This window comes from Streptococcus shenyangsis (genome assembly GCF_006385785.1).
GTDB classification, from domain to species: Bacteria; Bacillota; Bacilli; order Lactobacillales; family Streptococcaceae; genus Streptococcus; species Streptococcus shenyangsis.
On record NZ_VFSH01000002.1, the window covers coordinates 146,529 to 161,579 of the forward strand.

Genomic DNA, 15,051 nt, shown 5'->3' on the forward strand with positions numbered 1-15,051 from the left:
AAAGGACTTGAGTAATGAACTCAGGCCCTTTCTTTTTTTATGGATGGCTAACAATCAATTCCAAACCTTGCCCTTCCAAGGTCCAAGCTTCAACATCACTTGGTAGGATAAAGTGGCTACCTTTTTGGATTGGATAATTTTTCCCATCAACAGTTAGCTGACCTTGACCAGCTAAGACACTCAATAAGCTGTAGTCAGCTGTTTTTTCGAAGTCAACTTTTCCAGTAATTTCCCACTTGTAAACTGCAAAGAAATCATTGGATACAAGGAGAGTTGAGCATAAATCATCAGCTTTGACAGTTACAGGATGGCTATTTGCAGGCTCACCAATGTTCAATACATCAATGGATTTTTCAAGGTGAAGTTCACGCAAGTTACCATTATCATCCTTACGGTCAAAGTCATAGACACGGTAAGTTGTATCACTAGACTGTTGCGTTTCAAGAATCAAGATGCCCGCACCGATAGCGTGCATGGTTCCGCTTGGTACATAGAAGAAATCTCCAGCCTTAACTGGTACTTTTGTCAGCAAGTCCTCCCAGTTTTTATCCTCGATTTGCTGGCGAAGTTCTTCTTTTGACTTGGCATTGTGACCGTAGATAATCTCTGAACCTTCATCCGCTGCGATAATGTACCAGCATTCTGTTTTTCCGAGTTCGCCTTCATGCTCGAGTCCATAAGCATTATCTGGGTGAACTTGGACACTGAGCCAGTCGTTGGCATCAAGAATTTTGGTCAAGAGTGGAAATACTGGTTCTGGACGGTTGCCAAACAATTCACGGTGCTCCGCATACAAAGTAGCTAGGTCTGTTCCCTCAAAACGACCATTAGCAACTTTAGAGACACCATTTGGATGGGCTGAGATGGCCCAATATTCTCCGATTTTTTCACTTGGAATGTCGTAGCCAAACTCATCACGTAGCTTGGTTCCACCCCAGATTTTTTCTTGCATAACTGATTGTAAAAATAACGGTTCTGACATGTCGATCTCCTGTCTGATTTTTCTCCCCTCATTATAGCAAAAAAAGAGTTCCATTAGAACTCTTTTTCACATCTTATAAATTAGGGAGAAGATTTTATAAAAATAGTGAACAAATGTGCTCTACTCAATGCTTGCACCATTGCTGGCAATGACATCCTTGTACCAGTAGAAGGATTTCTTCTTGCTACGTTTGAGAGTCCCATTTCCTGCGTTATCTCGATCCACATAGATAAATCCATAGCGCTTGTTCATTTCGCCTGTTCCAGCTGAAACCAGATTGATACAGCCCCAAGTTGTATAACCAAGCAAGTCTACTCCATCTTGGTAAATGGCATCTCGCATAGTCTTTATATGAGCTTCTAAGTAAGCAATCCGATAGTCATCTGCTACATAATCATTCTCATCCGGTGTATCCATAGCACCTAGTCCATTTTCTACGATGAACATAGGCTTTTGGTAACGATCCCAGATGGCATTGAGGGTGATACGAAGGCCAAGTGGATCAATCTGCCACCCCCATTCTGAGGATCTAGATAGGGATTTTTGAGGGAGGCAAAGACATTTCCAGCAGTTAATTCTTTAACTTCTGGATCACCTGAGGCCACTCGACTTGCATAGTAAGAGAAGGAAACAAAGTCAACAGTGTGATTCTTCAACAAGTCCAAATCCTCTGCAGTCATTTCTATCTCAATTCCCTCACGCTCCCACTGCTTCTTGGCATAGTTTGGGTATTCCCCACGCGCTTGAACATCAATGAAGAAATAACTCTTGCGGTCTTCCTCCATGGCTGCCCAGTAGTCTCTCGGATGAGATGTGTTAGGATAGTATTGCCCTGCCGCCAACATACATCCCACCTTGTTTTCTGGGTCAATTTCGTGGGCAATCTTAATCGCCGTTGCTGAAGCCACCAACTCATGGTGAGCAGCCTGATATTTAACCTGTTCTTGATTTTCTCCTTCTTCAAAACAGAGACCAGCTCCCATAAAGGGGGCATGGAGAATCATGTTGATTTCGTTGAAGGTAAGCCAATATTTGACCAAACCCTTATAGCGGGTAAAGAGTGTGCGACAAAGTTTTTCATAGAAGTCTAACATCCGACGATTGCGCCATCCACCGTACTCTTCAATCAAGTGCATAGGACAGTCGAAATGAGTAATGGTTACCAGAGGTTGGATTCCATACTTGTGACATTCCTTAAATAAATCCTCATAAAAGGCTAGACCAGCTTCATTTGGCACTGTTTCGTCTCCCTTAGGAAAAATCCGAGTCCAAGCAATGGAAAGCCGATAAGTCTTGAAGCCCATTTCTGCAAAAAGAGCAATATCTTCCTTATAATGATGGTACATATCAATGGCTTCTTTAGCTGGGTAAAAATAGCCCTCCTCAAACGAAAACATCTTTTTCTGACCCGTGATAATAGCTTCACGATCCTTACCGATGGGAACAACATCAACGTTAGCCAAACCACGACCATCTAAATTATAAGCACCTTCACATTGATTAGCAGCCGTAGCCCCACCCCAGAGGAAGCCCTCTGGAAATTGTAGGATTTTTGTCATCACTTTACCTCATTTGATTTGATAGTTCTATTATACTAAAAAGAAAACAAAAAGTTTGGAACTATCTGGGTAATGATGTCCTGAGCGGGCTTTTACGTTTGAATAAAAAATAAGCAAGAGTTTGAGAGTTTTGCTATAAAAATGTAAACTATCACAGTCTTGTGATAAGAAAAAGACCGGATGGCTCCGATCTTTCAATAGTTCATATTCGCAATTTCTGTTGTAAAAATAGCTAAAGTTAACGTCAATGACTAAGCGTCCTATTTCATACGATAAAAATCAATCACTAGACCAGCAGGGCCACTCACTAGCAAGGATTCTGTTCCCCAATCGGTTACAGTTGGACCGTTTAAAACCTGAATACCAAGTTCTTTCAACCGTTGGTAGTTCTGGTCTACATTCTCAACCTCAATGTGAAGAATGATTCCTGACTCAAAGTTTTCCAAAGGAACCAAATGATTTTGGGACAACATCAGACAGTGACTGCCAATCGTAAACTGAGCAAAACTGTCATCAACATAATCGGACTTTTTATCCAAAATACGCTCCAAGTCAGCACAGACTTGGGGAACATCTGAAACGATAAGATCTAATTGATTTAAATTCATTTACTATCCTCCATAAAAAGACCGGATTTCTCCGATCTTTTTAAGTTCCACGAAGGAATTATTTAATTGCGCGTGATTGCAAACCTTCTTCTTCCAAGAAGAGACGGAATGGTACGAGTTCTTCTGCTTCGTATTTTTCCTTGAAGGCTTTGATAGCTTCTTCTGAGTGAAGTTTTGGATCCAATTCAAGTACTTCTACTGGAAGTGGACGGTGGTGAGTGATGCGAGCATCGATAACAACAGTTTTACCTTCTTTGTTCAATTTAACAGCTTCTGCAACAACTGCATCGATGTCTTCGATACGGTCAACTGTAAATCCAACAGCTCCTTGAGCTTCAGCGATTTTCGCATAGTCAGCATTAGGGAAGTCACAACCAAACAAGTGTTTGTTTGTGTCTTCGTATTTGTCCTTGATGAAGGCATATTTACCATTTGAGAAGACAACGTTGATAACTGGAAGGTCGTATTGAACGTTTGTGATAACGTCTGGGTAGCACATGTTGAATGCACCGTCACCCATGATGTTCCATACTTGGCGATCTGGATTGTCTTTCTTAGCAGCGATACCACCAGGAAGGGCAATACCCATTGTCGCAAAGAGTGGAGATGTACGCCACATGTTCTTAGGTGTCATGTGAAGGTGACGAGTAGATGTTTGAGTAGTGTCACCTACGTCGATTGAGTAGATAGCGTCTTGATCAGCATGTTTGTTGATTGCATTGTAAACTTGATACAATTGCAATTCACCCTCAGTTTTACCTTCGAGTTTGTCCATGTAATCACGCCAGTTTTGGTTGTTCTTAACGTTTGCACGCCACCATGGAGTAGATTCAACTGGGTTCACTTTGTCAAGGATAGCTTGTGCTGCTTGACCTGCGTCACCAAGGATTGAAGCGTCAAGGGCATGACGTTTACCAAGTTTGTAAGGGTCGATATCCACTTGGATGAATTTTTCAGTGTTTTTGAATGCTTCGTATACTTCAGCAAATGGGAAGTTTGAACCAAGGAAAAGAACTGTGTCTGCTTCAAAGACCACTTCGTTGGCTGGTTTCCAACCAACACGGTAAGCAGAACCTGTCAAACCTTCGTAGTTCCATTCGAAAGCTTCGAAGTTTTTACCAGTAGTGATGATTGGTGCTTTGATTTTACGTGACAATTCAGTGATTACTTCACCAGCTTTAACACCACCGTAACCAGCATAGATAACTGGACGTTCAGCATTGTTCAAGATTTCAACAGCTTTGTCGATTTCAACTTCGTTCAAAGCAGGAGCGATGAATGAACGTTCGTATGAACCTGATCCATAGTATGAGTTTTCGTCGATTTCTTGGAAACCAAAGTTTACAGGGATTTCAACGACAGCTGGACCTTTTTTAGAAACTGCAGCACGGCAAGCTTCGTCAATTACTTTTGGTAATTGCTCAGCGTAAGCTACACGTTTGTTGTATACAGCGATACCGTTGTACATTGGGTTTTGGTTCAATTCTTGGAAGGCATCCATGTTGAGTTCGTTAACTGGACGTGATCCAAGGATTGCTAGGAATGGAGTGTTATCCATAGCTGCATCGTAAACACCGTTAATCAAGTGAGTCGCACCTGGACCACCTGAACCAACTGCAACCCCGATTGAGCCGCCGAATTTAGCTTGCATAACCGCTGCAAGAGCACCTGTTTCTTCGTGGCGAACTTGCAAGAAGCGGATATCTTTGTCTTCAGCCAAAGCATCCATCAATGAGCTGAGTGTTCCTGATGGGATACCGTAGATTGTGTCTACGCCCCATGTTTTCAATACGTTGAGCATTGCTGCAGATGCAGTAATTTTCCCTTGAGTCATAATGATAACTCTCCTTCAAATATTTTTAAATCTACTAAAAAAGTTTCGTATACTTTTTTGAAAACGTTTCAGCAAATTTTTACTCTACTAATTTACCACATTTAGTTCGACTTTACTAAGAATCTGCTCACAAGTTCTCATTATCTATTACAGTACAGTTTGAAAACGTTTTTAGATTCTGTTTTATAATAATCAATGAAAATTAAAGAGCAAACTAGAAAACTAGCCGCAGGTTGCTCAAAGCACAGCTTTGAGGTTGCAGATAAAGTTGACGTGGTTTGAAGAAATTTTCGAAGAGTATAAAAAGCGAGCAAGCTCGCTTTTAATCTATTTTACTAAAGTTTAACAGAAGGGAACTGGTCAAAACAGATACTGAACTAAAGGCCATGGCTAGACCTGCCAGTTCTGGGTTGAGGGCCAGTCCAACACCTGAAAAGACTCCTGCTGCTATCGGAATTCCAACGACATTGTAGATAAAGGCCCAGAAAAGATTGAGCAGAATTCGATTAAAGGTTTTCTTACTCATGTCAAAGGCACGAACCACTCCTAAGAGGTTATTAGTTGTCAACACCAAATCTGCTGACTCGATGGCGATATCTGTTCCAGCTCCCATAGCAATTCCCACATCCGCTACGCTGAGGGCAGGAGCATCATTGATACCATCCCCAACAAAGGCTACTTTTCCTGACTGTTGCAGTTTATGTATTTCATGAGCTTTTTCTTCTGGCAAGACACCTGCAATGACCTCTTCAATTCCGATTTGATCTGCAATAGCACGCGCCACACCTGCATTGTCTCCTGTCAGCATGACTGTTTTAAGACCTCGTTTTTTCAACTGACTGATGGCTAGTTTGGCATTTTCCTTAGGGATATCTTGCAGAGCAAGCAAGCCTTTGATTTCATTGTCTACAGCCAAGAACACAACTGTCTTAGCTTCTTTTTCCAGTTCTTCTAGTTTTTCTTGATAAATGCTAGAAATATCCATGCCATCCAGCATTTTAGCATTTCCAAGCAGAACTTGTTTTCCATTGATTTGCCCTGAGACACCTTTTCCGTGCAAAGCTTGGAAATTTTCAACAGTTTGTAACTCAAGTCCAACTTCACTCGCTCGTTTCACAACGGCTTCAGCCAGTGGGTGTTGAGAAGCTTCTTCCAAGGAGGCTGCCAATCCAAGCACTTCTACTTCGTCGCCGATGATATCTGTTACCACAGGTTTCCCTTCCGTCAAAGTTCCAGTCTTATCAAAGACAAGAGTTTGGACTTTCTGGATTTCCTGTAGAACCATTCCATTTTTGAGGAGAACTCCCATCTTGGCACTGCGTCCTGTCCCTACCATAAGGGCTGTCGGTGTTGCGAGTCCCAAGGCACAAGGACAGGCGATAATCAAAACCGCCACTCCGTAGAGAAGAGAGGACACAAAGCTCGCTCCAAGCACGACTACACTATCTCTCAACAAGACAAACCAAACCCAAAAGGTCACAATCCCTAAAATGACAACTGCTGGAACAAAAATCCCTGAAACTTTATCAGTCAAGTCCTGAATCGGAGCACGACTTGTCTGAGCTTTCTTCACAAAATCCACAATCTGAGCCAAAACAGTCTCTGAACCAACTTTTTCTGCTCTAAAAACAAGTGTTCCACTATTATTGATGGTTGAACCAATGACGGTATCTCCAACTGTCTTGTCCACAGGCAGACTCTCACCTGTCACCATAGACTCATCAATACTAGAGATACCTTCTACTACGACACCATCAACAGCAATCTTTTCACCGGGACGCACTCGAATCAGGTCACCTACCTTGACTTGTTCCAAAGGAACTTGAACATAGCGATCCTCACGCAAGACTTCTGCTGTTTTAGCCTGCAAGTCCAGCAATTTCTCCACAGCTTGGGAAGTATTTTTCCGCATTTTCTCCTCAAAAACAGCTCCCAGAAGAACGAAGAAGAAGATAAATGCAGCACTTTCAAAGTAAACGGGGAGACCAGCGAAGAGGGCAACTAAGCTATAGAAATAGGCCACTAGGGTTCCCAGAGCAACCAAGGTATCCATGTTGGCATTGTGCTTTTTAAAACTAGCCCAAGCACTTTGGATATAAGGACCACCTGCTACTAGCATAATCGGTGTTGTGGCTAAAAAGGTTCCCCAACGCATAACTTGGTGACTAATTCCTCCTGTCGACATCCCAATCATGAGAATCACAAGAGGCACAGTAAAGATACTAGTAATCCAAAAACGCTGTAAAAGTGATAGAGATTTTCGAGTCTTCTCAACTACGGTATAACTCCCCTTTTGCATCTTCATGCCACAAGAAAATTCATGTTGACCTAATTCTTGAGGTGTAAATCGAATGACTTTCTCCTCATCTACGCCGATTGGTTCCAAGATGCCTTCTTCTTCAAATAGAATTTCCTTATAACAGTTTGAAGGTGTCACACGGTGAAAGGTGATCTCAGCAGGAACTCCTTTTTGCAGTTGAATGTGGGCTGGATGGTAGCCTTTGTCTGCCGTGATACGGATTTTTTGAACACCATTTTCAAGACTTGCTTTTACAATTTCAGTCATATCATTCTCCTATTCTACAATCATCTTGCCGTGCATCATATTCATGCCACAAGAGAAACCATACTCTCCAGCCTGCTCAGGCGTGATTTCCACTACATACTCTTCCCCCATTGGCAGGTCCGCATGAACACCAAAGTCTGGAAAAACAATTTGATCCAGACAGGGTGAAGGGTCTTTACGGTCAAAGACAATGCGGGCTGGCACTGATTTTTTGAGGATAATCAACTCAGGCGTATAGCCTCCCATGACTTCCACTCGAATCTCTTGGTAGCCCTTTTTTTGCTGGGCCTTTTGTCCAGATTTTTCAGGCTTTTTGAAAAACCAAAACAAGATAAACGCGATAAGGGCAATACAAATAATGGTTACAATAATATTCAACATGACGTCTCCTTTACATACAATTACATTTCACTTCTGTTACAGCGCTTGATTTCTTCTCAGAAATCACAGCTTCCAAGTCTTCCAAATCAGCCTGAGTAAAATCACATTCAGCAATCAAATCAGCCAACAAGTTCTTAATCCTACGAGAACAAACCTTGTCCTTGATATCTTGGACAAGTAAATCCCGACTTTGCTCCAAAGTTAAAAGGGCTGAATAGACAAAGAACTTGCCTTCTTTTTTCCTTGTCAGACACTCTTTCTCAACCAAACGAGCCAAAAGAGTTTGAATGGTTGACTTGGACCAGTCGAACCGCTCCGCCAGAACCCTGATCAAATCCGTACTGGTCTGCTTTCCTTGCATCCAAATAATCTTCATGACCTGCCATTCTGCATCTGAAATCTGCATAATCACACCTCCTAAAATCTACATTTGTCAATTACAGTTATTAGTATACTTCTAAAATCTACATTTGTCAACTATTAAATTAATCTTTTCTTTGAAAAATAGAATTTTAATCATTTGAAAAACAATTTTCAGTCAAATCTTACTATATAAACTATAAAAATATGCTATACTAAAGAAAAAAGAAAACAACCACTAGGGGTGCGTAAAGCTGAGATTAACAACTGTTAGACCCTTTGACTCAATCTAGGTCATGCTAGCTGATGGAAGTGGAAATGATAATGGGGACTAGCAGTCTTCTATTGCCTTTCTAAAACAGACCAGCTTATTCTTAAGAATACAAACTTCAGTTGGTTGGGAGGTTTTAGATGACTTATTTACCCGTTGCTTTGACCATTGCTGGTACTGACCCTAGCGGTGGTGCTGGTATTATGGCTGATTTAAAGTCGTTCCAAGCTAGAAATGTCTATGGAATGGCCGTTGTGACCAGTCTTGTCGCTCAAAATACCAGAGGCGTTCAGCTAATCGAGCACGTTTCTCCTCAAATGTTGAAAGCCCAATTGGACAGTGTCTTTTCAGATATCAAGCCTCAGGCTGTAAAAACTGGGATGTTGGCAACTACTGAAATTATGGAAATCATCCAGCCCTATCTTAAAAAGCTGGATTGTCCCTACGTCCTTGACCCTGTTATGGTCGCTACGAGTGGTGACACCCTGATTGATACTAGTGCCAGAACCTACCTAAAAACAAACCTGCTTCCCCTTGCAAGCATTATCACACCCAATCTTCCTGAGGCAGAAGAAATTGTTGGTTTTTCAATCCATGATCCCGAAGACATGCAGCGTGCTGGTCGCCTGATTTTAAAAGAATTTGGTCCTCAGTCTGTGGTCATCAAAGGTGGACATCTCGAAGGCGGTGCCAAGGATTTCCTCTTTACCAAGGATGAGCAATTTGTCTGGGAAAGCCCACGAATTCAAACCTGTCACACCCATGGTACTGGATGTACCTTTGCTGCAGTGATTACGGCTGAACTAGCCAAGGGGAAAACCCTCTATCAAGCAGTCGATAAAGCCAAGGCCTTTATCACGAAAGCCATCCAAGACGCCCCTCAACTCGGTCATGGTTCTGGCCCAGTCAACCATACAAGCTTTAAAGATTAAAAAAACTCTCTAGTTCCCACTTTAAGGGAATTAGAGAGTTTTTATACTTCTTCAAACTACGTCAGTTTTATCTGCAATCTCAAAGTTGTGTTTTGAGCAAGCTGCGACTAGCTTCCTAGTTTGCTCTTTGATTTTCATTGAGTATTCATTAGAAAATAATATCATCCAACTTTGTCAAAAAGTCTTGCGTTTTTGCCTCAATATCTTCTGCCTGCATCAAATCACGTACGACTGCTACTCCAGCTATGCCAGTGCCAACAAGCTGGTCAATGTTCTCTGACGTCAAGCCTCCGATAGCAACTACTGGAATGGCGACCCTTTGGCAAATTGTTTTCAAGGTTGAAATCAAGGTGATGGGTGCATTTTCCTTGGTGGTTGTCGGAAAAATGGCTCCTGTCCCCAAGTAATCTGCTCCCCCTTCTTCTGCCTCGAGGGCTCTTTTTACCGTTTTAGCTGTGACACCGACGATTTTTTCAGGTCCCAAGACTTGTCTGGCAACCGAAACGGGTAGTTCATCGTCTCCGATATGCAGACCTGCAGCATCAACTGCAAGACAGACATCCAAACGATCATCGATGATCAAGGGTATATTGTAGGCATCTGTTATTTCCTTGACTTCTTTTGCCAGTTGATAATATTGATTAGTTGTGAGAGTTTTTTCTCGTAATTGGACTAGGGTGACACCTGCACGGCAGGCCGTCTCAACCTTTTCAAGAAAACTTTCCAAGGAATCTTGGTAGCGATTGGTTACCAGATACAGTCTAAGTACCTCTCTATTCATAAACCTCTCCTTTGATGGCATCTAGCCAGTTTTCATCTCTTTTGAGGAGCGAAAGCTGATTGAGCACTTGGTAGCGAAATTCTTCCAATCCCATTCCTTGGACAACTATTCTCTCAGCAGAGATATTGAGATAAGAGACCGCTAAGCAGGAAGCTTCAAATCCAGTCTTTCCTTGGCTGAGAAAAACAGCTGTTAAAGCTCCAACCAAGTCTCCTGTCCCTGTTATCCAGTCTAATTCTGCACATCCATTTCCCAGTACAGCAACCTGATTCTCTGAAACGATGAGATCCTTGGGGCCTGTGACTAAGAATGATATACCTGGATAGGTCTGACACCAGTCTTTCAAGACTTGAAGTAAATCCTCAGTTTCTTGATCTTTAGCACTCGCATCGACCCCAACGCCGTGGTGTTTTAAGCCGACAAGACTTCGAATTTCCGACATGTTTCCTTTAAGGATCGTAGGTCTATAGTCTAAAAGGTCTTTAACTAAGCTCTTACGAATGGGCGACGCTGTTACGCCAACCGCATCTACTACCATCGGGAGAGAAGATTGGTTTGCATACGAAGCTGCCATACGGATTGCTTTTTCCTTCTCAGCAGACAAATGCCCCAAATTGATGAAAAGTGCCTGGCTTTGCTTAGTAAAATCAAGAACCTCACGGGGATCATCTGCCATAACTGGTTTGCATCCTAGAGCCAAAATCCCATTTGCTAGCATTTCACAGGAAATCTCATTGGTAATGCAGTGAATGAGGGAAGTCGTTCCCAGAGGAAAAGGATTTGATAATTCCAGCATCAGTCTATCCCTTCAGCAAAGAAATATCCCTGCACTTTTTTAAAGAATTCCTGCTTGATTAAAAATCGAAAGGCAATAAAGGAAATCGCTGTACCAATCAAGGTTGCTCCGAAAAATCGAGGCGTGTAGATAAACCAGCTAAGCTTAGCAGCTGATCCTGTAAAGAGTACCATAACAGGATAGGAAACAATAGAACCAATAACACCTGTTCCCAAAATTTCTCCCAAGGCAGAAAAGTAAAATTTTCGACCGTACTTATAAAAGAGTCCTGCAAGGAGGGCTCCAAAAGTCGCTCCTGTGAGAGCTAAAGGCGGAATTCCTTGAGTCGTCATACGAATAAAGGCTGTCACTGTAGCCATAGCCAAGGCATAAACAGGTCCCATCATGATTCCTGCTAGAATATTGACTACACTGGACATCGGTGCCATTCCCTCAATTCGAAAGATAGGCGTAAGGACTACATCAAGGGCAATCATCATGGATAAAATGGTTAATTTGTGAACCTGTAATTGGTGCTTTCTCATGTTTCTATTATTCCCCTTTTTCTAAAGACTGTAAATCGCTCTTCCATGTCTGATGTTGGTAAGCCATTTCCCAAAACTTGGCTTCCATATGAACACTAATGCGGAAGGCTTCTAGCATTTTTTTCTTGTCTGTCTCGTCACTTTCTCGATAGAGTTGATTGACCAATGCTCCCTCCTCTCTGATCTGCTGCTCCAACTCATCCGTAATATAGGTTTCAATCCATTGTTGGTAGAGAGGATTTGGTGATGGTTTAAGATTAAGTGATTTGCCTATATCATGGTATAACCAAGGACAAGGCAGCAAACTTGCAAAGGCAATGCTCAAATTTGGCTCTGCAAATTGCCGATAAATGTGAGAAATGTAATGATAGCAGGCGGGAGCGATTGGATGTTGCTCCATTTCCTGATCACTGATTTCCAATTCCTTGAAAAATTGTTGGCGGATAAATAACTCACCCTCCACTAGACTCTGAGCATTTTGTTTCAAGAGTCTTTTCATCTCTTGATTCGAAGTCTTATCAGCCAAAAGGTGATAGATTTCTGAGAAGGCCTTCAGATAGTAAGCATCCTGAATCAGGTAATAGCGGAAAATCGCAGGGTCTAAATCTCCCTCTTGTAATTGTAAAATAAAGGGATGATGAAAAGAAGTCTGCCAAGCTTCCTTGGATAATTCCATCGCAATATCTGTAAATTCCATAATAACTCCTTTATAAAAATAGACTGGTCTGAAGCAATAAAAAGAAAAGCAGGTAGATTAATGTTGTTTTTTTAGGAATATTAAAAGTCCTATAGCTATTCTTCAACTGTGCATGTTCGTCATATCCGTGCGCAGATAGAGCTCTCAGGTAAAGATGGCGCCATCTAAAGACCGTCATCAAAACCTTGCTGTAAATCAAGGGCGACCAAAAATGCAGTTCTTGACCACGTAATAGGCAAGCTTCTTTGAGAGACTTAATTTCTTGCTGAATGAGGGGGAAGGAATTGAATACCACAATCAAGGCATAGGCCCAAGAACGTGATAGCCCCTTTTGAGTCAAGTACAAGAGAAGCTCTTTTAGGGAAATAGAGGAAACAAAGACAAGGCCTATACAAACTGTCACAAAGGCCCTCGTTCCAAGCATAACTGCCTGCGAAGCATCTCCATGTAACTGAACTGCCCAGTAGTTGGCCAAAGATGGCAAAATGGCGAGTAGAATCATCCAAGCCAACATCTTAAATCGACGGTAATAGAGCATAAAGAGAATACAAAATGCAACTACCGAGAGATTAAGAGGAATCGAAGGAATGAAAGATGTTTCCAAGGATAAAATCAGCAAGAAGAGACCGATAATCGGTGTCTGGGTTGCTACTTTGACCATACTACTTCACCTCCCCTTGGGTATTGCTACTCTGAGATGTGAGTAGTTGGGTAATTGTCACTTCTTTCACATGACTGAGCCCCTGACTAGTCATCTCAATCCAATAATCAACCACAGAGATCAAAGGATCTAAACGATGGCTAATGATCAGAAAACTTCTTCCTTGATTTCTGTCCTCCACAATCCACTGACAAAAATAATGGCAAGCTCTATCATCCAAACCTGCAAAAGGTTCATCTAGTAAAATCACAGAAGCCTTGCTGGTCAAGATGGTCAAGAGCTGAAGAATCTTTTGCTGACCACCACTTAATTGATAGGGACTCTTATCAAGCACCCGCTCCAGATCAAAATACCGTAAAGCTTGGAGAATACGCTGATTTCTTTCAGAATCAGGTCCGTCTAATTGAAGTTCCTCTCGCAGACTAACTCTGATAAACTGTTTCTCAGCTTCCTGAACAACACCCGTCAGGTCATGATACAAACTCTTTTTCTTTTTTAGAACCGAACCCTTCCAAGTAATGCGCCCCTTATACTTTTGAAATTGAAGAATGGAGCGAAAGAGGGTTGATTTCCCGACACCATTGTCACCCAAGATACAGGAAATTCCTTGATAGAATGTAAAATCCGCAATTGAAAAGAGGGGACGCTTATCCAGCTCACAAGTCACACGCTCCATATGGAATAGTTTTGGGCTAGAAGCAACTTCCTTTGAAGCAACCTGTGTCATCTCAGAGGTAGGGATTTGAAACACTTCCCTTAGTTGTCCATCTCTTAGCTCCACCATACGGTCTATATAGGATTCATAGTCTGTTAAATCATGGTCACACAAAATAACTGTCTTACCATTAGAGGCCAATTCTTTTAGAATCTCCAAGATCTCTATCCTGCTCTTGCGGTCAATGGAAGCGAAGGGCTCATCCAAGAGATAGACCCTAGGATTCATAGCAAAGAGAACTGCCAGTGCAGCCTTTTGCTTTTCCCCACCTGATAAGTGATGAATGGGACGGTGCAAGATTGCCTTGCAGCGACATTGCTGGACTACCTCTGCTATTTTTGAATCAATTTCCTGAACGGGATGGCCGATATTCTCTAGGGTAAAAACCAGCTCCTCAAACAAGTTCTCCATGGTAAATTGATGATTGGGATTTTGAAATAGAATACCAACCGTCTGGACACGTTCGATGATAGAAAGCTGACTGACCTCGCTCCCATTTATCAGGACTTGACCGCTATAGGGAAGAGAACTGACTTGGGCAATCATTTGAAAGAGACTAGATTTTCCAGATCCACTACTCCCAACTAACAAGGTAAAGGCTTGCGCATGAAAAGTAAAATCAATCGGTTCTGAAAAAATTGGGGACTGAATCTCCCGTAATTCCAGCCCCATCTATGCTTTTCCTCCAGTTGCAAACTGATGATAGAGTTTGACAATAGCACGAACCAAGATAGTACAGAAGAAAAAGACGGAAATAAAACGTACCACTAGCAAGGAAAGTACAAAAGGCACTGAAAAGGCGTAGTAACCTAATTTAATGTATTCATAGACAAAGCTAACAAGCGTAATCCCAATACTATTGGCAGTTAGAGAGAGCCAACTTTCATAGCGATTCTTGGTTACGATAAAACCAAGTTCACTTCCCAAACCTTGAACCAAGCCAGACAAAAGGGCACCTAGACCGAATTGGCTACCATAAAGGACTTCAGCAAGCGCAGCTAGCACTTCACCAATCGTTGCACTTCCTACTCTTGGAACAAAGATGGCCGCAATAGGCGCAGCCATACACCAGAGACCAAAGAGGATTTCATTGGCAAAGGCCTGCAAGCCAAGAGGGGCTAAAATCAGAGTGAGGATATCAAACAGATAACCTGAACCCACAAAAACGCCACCAAAAAAGATAGACAAGAAAGCAAGTAAGATAACATCTTTTAATTGCCATTTTTTCAACATAAAAAACTCCTTTTTTTAAAGAAAAGTGGGGCATTCAAGGAGACCTACCTAAATGCTTTGTATCACCTTCATCCAGTTTCGTAAAAGAAAAAAACTCTAATTACAATCAAGAATTAGAGTTCAGCTTACAAGATTAGACCGTTCATTTCGA

General features: G+C 42.0%; 14 protein-coding genes, 1 pseudogene and 1 riboswitch. Of the genes and pseudogenes, 1 reads left to right on the forward strand and 14 read right to left on the reverse strand.

Features of this window, described 5'->3' with window-relative positions; all coding sequences use genetic code 11:
• Nucleotides 1-37 precede the first annotated feature (37 nt).
• From manA to FJR77_RS02415, 7 genes and pseudogenes are all read right to left on the reverse strand, one after another.
• The gene (manA, locus tag FJR77_RS02385) at nt 38-982 is read right to left on the reverse strand and encodes a mannose-6-phosphate isomerase, class I (RefSeq protein ID WP_140833173.1); all 945 of its coding nucleotides are present in this window, start codon (nt 980-982) and stop codon (nt 38-40) included.
• A gap of 120 nt (nt 983-1,102) precedes the next feature.
• Nucleotides 1,103-2,541: pseudogene (locus tag FJR77_RS02390) on the reverse strand (6-phospho-beta-glucosidase).
• 260 nt (nt 2,542-2,801) lie between these two features.
• Complete coding sequence (locus FJR77_RS02395; RefSeq protein ID WP_140833171.1) at nt 2,802-3,149, reverse strand: VOC family protein; 348 nt, start codon at nt 3,147-3,149, stop codon at nt 2,802-2,804.
• A gap of 58 nt (nt 3,150-3,207) precedes the next feature.
• Nucleotides 3,208-4,983, reverse strand: a complete 1,776-nt coding sequence (spxB, locus tag FJR77_RS02400) for a pyruvate oxidase (RefSeq protein ID WP_061759194.1) — start codon at nt 4,981-4,983, stop codon at nt 3,208-3,210.
• 322 nt (nt 4,984-5,305) lie between these two features.
• On the reverse strand, nt 5,306-7,549 hold the full coding sequence (locus tag FJR77_RS02405; protein ID WP_140833169.1) for a heavy metal translocating P-type ATPase: 2,244 nt from the start codon (nt 7,547-7,549) through the stop codon (nt 5,306-5,308).
• Between the two features lie 9 nt (nt 7,550-7,558).
• The gene (locus FJR77_RS02410) at nt 7,559-7,930 is read right to left on the reverse strand and encodes a cupredoxin domain-containing protein (RefSeq protein ID WP_024057754.1); all 372 of its coding nucleotides are present in this window, start codon (nt 7,928-7,930) and stop codon (nt 7,559-7,561) included.
• Nucleotides 7,931-7,940: 10 nt separating this feature from the next.
• Nucleotides 7,941-8,336, reverse strand: coding sequence for a CopY/TcrY family copper transport repressor (locus FJR77_RS02415; protein ID WP_140833167.1), 396 nt, complete (start codon nt 8,334-8,336; stop codon nt 7,941-7,943).
• 184 nt (nt 8,337-8,520) lie between these two features.
• Nucleotides 8,521-8,618, forward strand: a riboswitch (TPP riboswitch).
• An 83-nt stretch (nt 8,619-8,701) separates the two neighbouring features.
• On the opposite strand from FJR77_RS02415, the gene thiD reads away from it, so the two are divergent.
• Complete coding sequence (gene thiD, locus FJR77_RS02420; protein WP_140833165.1) at nt 8,702-9,493, forward strand: bifunctional hydroxymethylpyrimidine kinase/phosphomethylpyrimidine kinase; 792 nt, start codon at nt 8,702-8,704, stop codon at nt 9,491-9,493.
• 148 nt (nt 9,494-9,641) lie between these two features.
• Here thiD and thiE read toward each other — a convergent pair whose 3' ends face one another.
• From thiE to FJR77_RS02455, 7 genes are read right to left on the reverse strand one after another with little or no spacing between them, the layout of a single operon-like run.
• Nucleotides 9,642-10,274 (reverse strand): thiamine phosphate synthase, encoded by a 633-nt coding sequence (thiE, locus tag FJR77_RS02425; RefSeq protein ID WP_140833163.1) that lies wholly within the window; start codon nt 10,272-10,274, stop codon nt 9,642-9,644.
• Nucleotides 10,267-11,070: a hydroxyethylthiazole kinase gene (locus tag FJR77_RS02430; protein WP_140833161.1), complete on the reverse strand. Its 804-nt coding sequence runs from the start codon at nt 11,068-11,070 to the stop codon at nt 10,267-10,269. The genes thiE and FJR77_RS02430 overlap by 8 nt, the downstream gene beginning before the upstream one ends.
• Nucleotides 11,070-11,594: an energy coupling factor transporter S component ThiW gene (gene thiW, locus FJR77_RS02435; RefSeq protein ID WP_140833159.1), complete on the reverse strand. Its 525-nt coding sequence runs from the start codon at nt 11,592-11,594 to the stop codon at nt 11,070-11,072. The genes FJR77_RS02430 and thiW overlap by 1 nt, the downstream gene beginning before the upstream one ends.
• Before the next feature lie 7 nt (nt 11,595-11,601).
• A complete protein-coding gene (tenA, locus tag FJR77_RS02440; RefSeq protein WP_140833156.1) occupies nt 11,602-12,291 on the reverse strand; it encodes a thiaminase II in 690 nt (229 codons plus the stop codon).
• Nucleotides 12,292-12,301: 10 nt separating this feature from the next.
• Nucleotides 12,302-12,952, reverse strand: coding sequence for an energy-coupling factor transporter transmembrane component T (locus tag FJR77_RS02445; protein WP_140833154.1), 651 nt, complete (start codon nt 12,950-12,952; stop codon nt 12,302-12,304).
• A 1-nt stretch (nt 12,953) separates the two neighbouring features.
• A complete protein-coding gene (locus tag FJR77_RS02450) occupies nt 12,954-14,339 on the reverse strand; it encodes an ATP-binding cassette domain-containing protein (RefSeq protein WP_140833152.1) in 1,386 nt (461 codons plus the stop codon).
• A complete protein-coding gene (locus FJR77_RS02455) occupies nt 14,340-14,900 on the reverse strand; it encodes an ECF transporter S component (protein ID WP_000915276.1) in 561 nt (186 codons plus the stop codon).
• Nucleotides 14,901-15,051 lie beyond the last annotated feature (151 nt).

Excerpts from the sequence above, each read along its gene's own strand:
- FJR77_RS02395 (WP_140833171.1), bottom strand. The coding sequence starts at position 3,149 with ATGAATTTAAATCAATTAGATCTTATCGTTTCAGATGTTCCCCAAGTC.
- FJR77_RS02430 (WP_140833161.1), bottom strand. The coding sequence starts at position 11,070 with ATGCTGGAATTATCAAATCCTTTTCCTCTGGGAACGACTTCCCTCATT.
- thiE (WP_140833163.1), bottom strand. The coding sequence starts at position 10,274 with ATGAATAGAGAGGTACTTAGACTGTATCTGGTAACCAATCGCTACCAA.
- FJR77_RS02455 (WP_000915276.1), bottom strand. The coding sequence starts at position 14,900 with ATGTTGAAAAAATGGCAATTAAAAGATGTTATCTTACTTGCTTTCTTG.
- thiW (WP_140833159.1), bottom strand. The coding sequence starts at position 11,594 with ATGAGAAAGCACCAATTACAGGTTCACAAATTAACCATTTTATCCATG.
- FJR77_RS02410 (WP_024057754.1), bottom strand. The coding sequence starts at position 7,930 with ATGTTGAATATTATTGTAACCATTATTTGTATTGCCCTTATCGCGTTT.
- FJR77_RS02405 (WP_140833169.1), bottom strand. The coding sequence starts at position 7,549 with ATGACTGAAATTGTAAAAGCAAGTCTTGAAAATGGTGTTCAAAAAATC.
- FJR77_RS02450 (WP_140833152.1), bottom strand. The coding sequence starts at position 14,339 with ATGGGGCTGGAATTACGGGAGATTCAGTCCCCAATTTTTTCAGAACCG.
- FJR77_RS02415 (WP_140833167.1), bottom strand. The coding sequence starts at position 8,336 with ATGCAGATTTCAGATGCAGAATGGCAGGTCATGAAGATTATTTGGATG.
- FJR77_RS02445 (WP_140833154.1), bottom strand. The coding sequence starts at position 12,952 with ATGGTCAAAGTAGCAACCCAGACACCGATTATCGGTCTCTTCTTGCTG.
- manA (WP_140833173.1), bottom strand. The coding sequence starts at position 982 with ATGTCAGAACCGTTATTTTTACAATCAGTTATGCAAGAAAAAATCTGG.
- thiD (WP_140833165.1), top strand. The coding sequence starts at position 8,702 with ATGACTTATTTACCCGTTGCTTTGACCATTGCTGGTACTGACCCTAGC.
- tenA (WP_140833156.1), bottom strand. The coding sequence starts at position 12,291 with ATGGAATTTACAGATATTGCGATGGAATTATCCAAGGAAGCTTGGCAG.
- spxB (WP_061759194.1), bottom strand. The coding sequence starts at position 4,983 with ATGACTCAAGGGAAAATTACTGCATCTGCAGCAATGCTCAACGTATTG.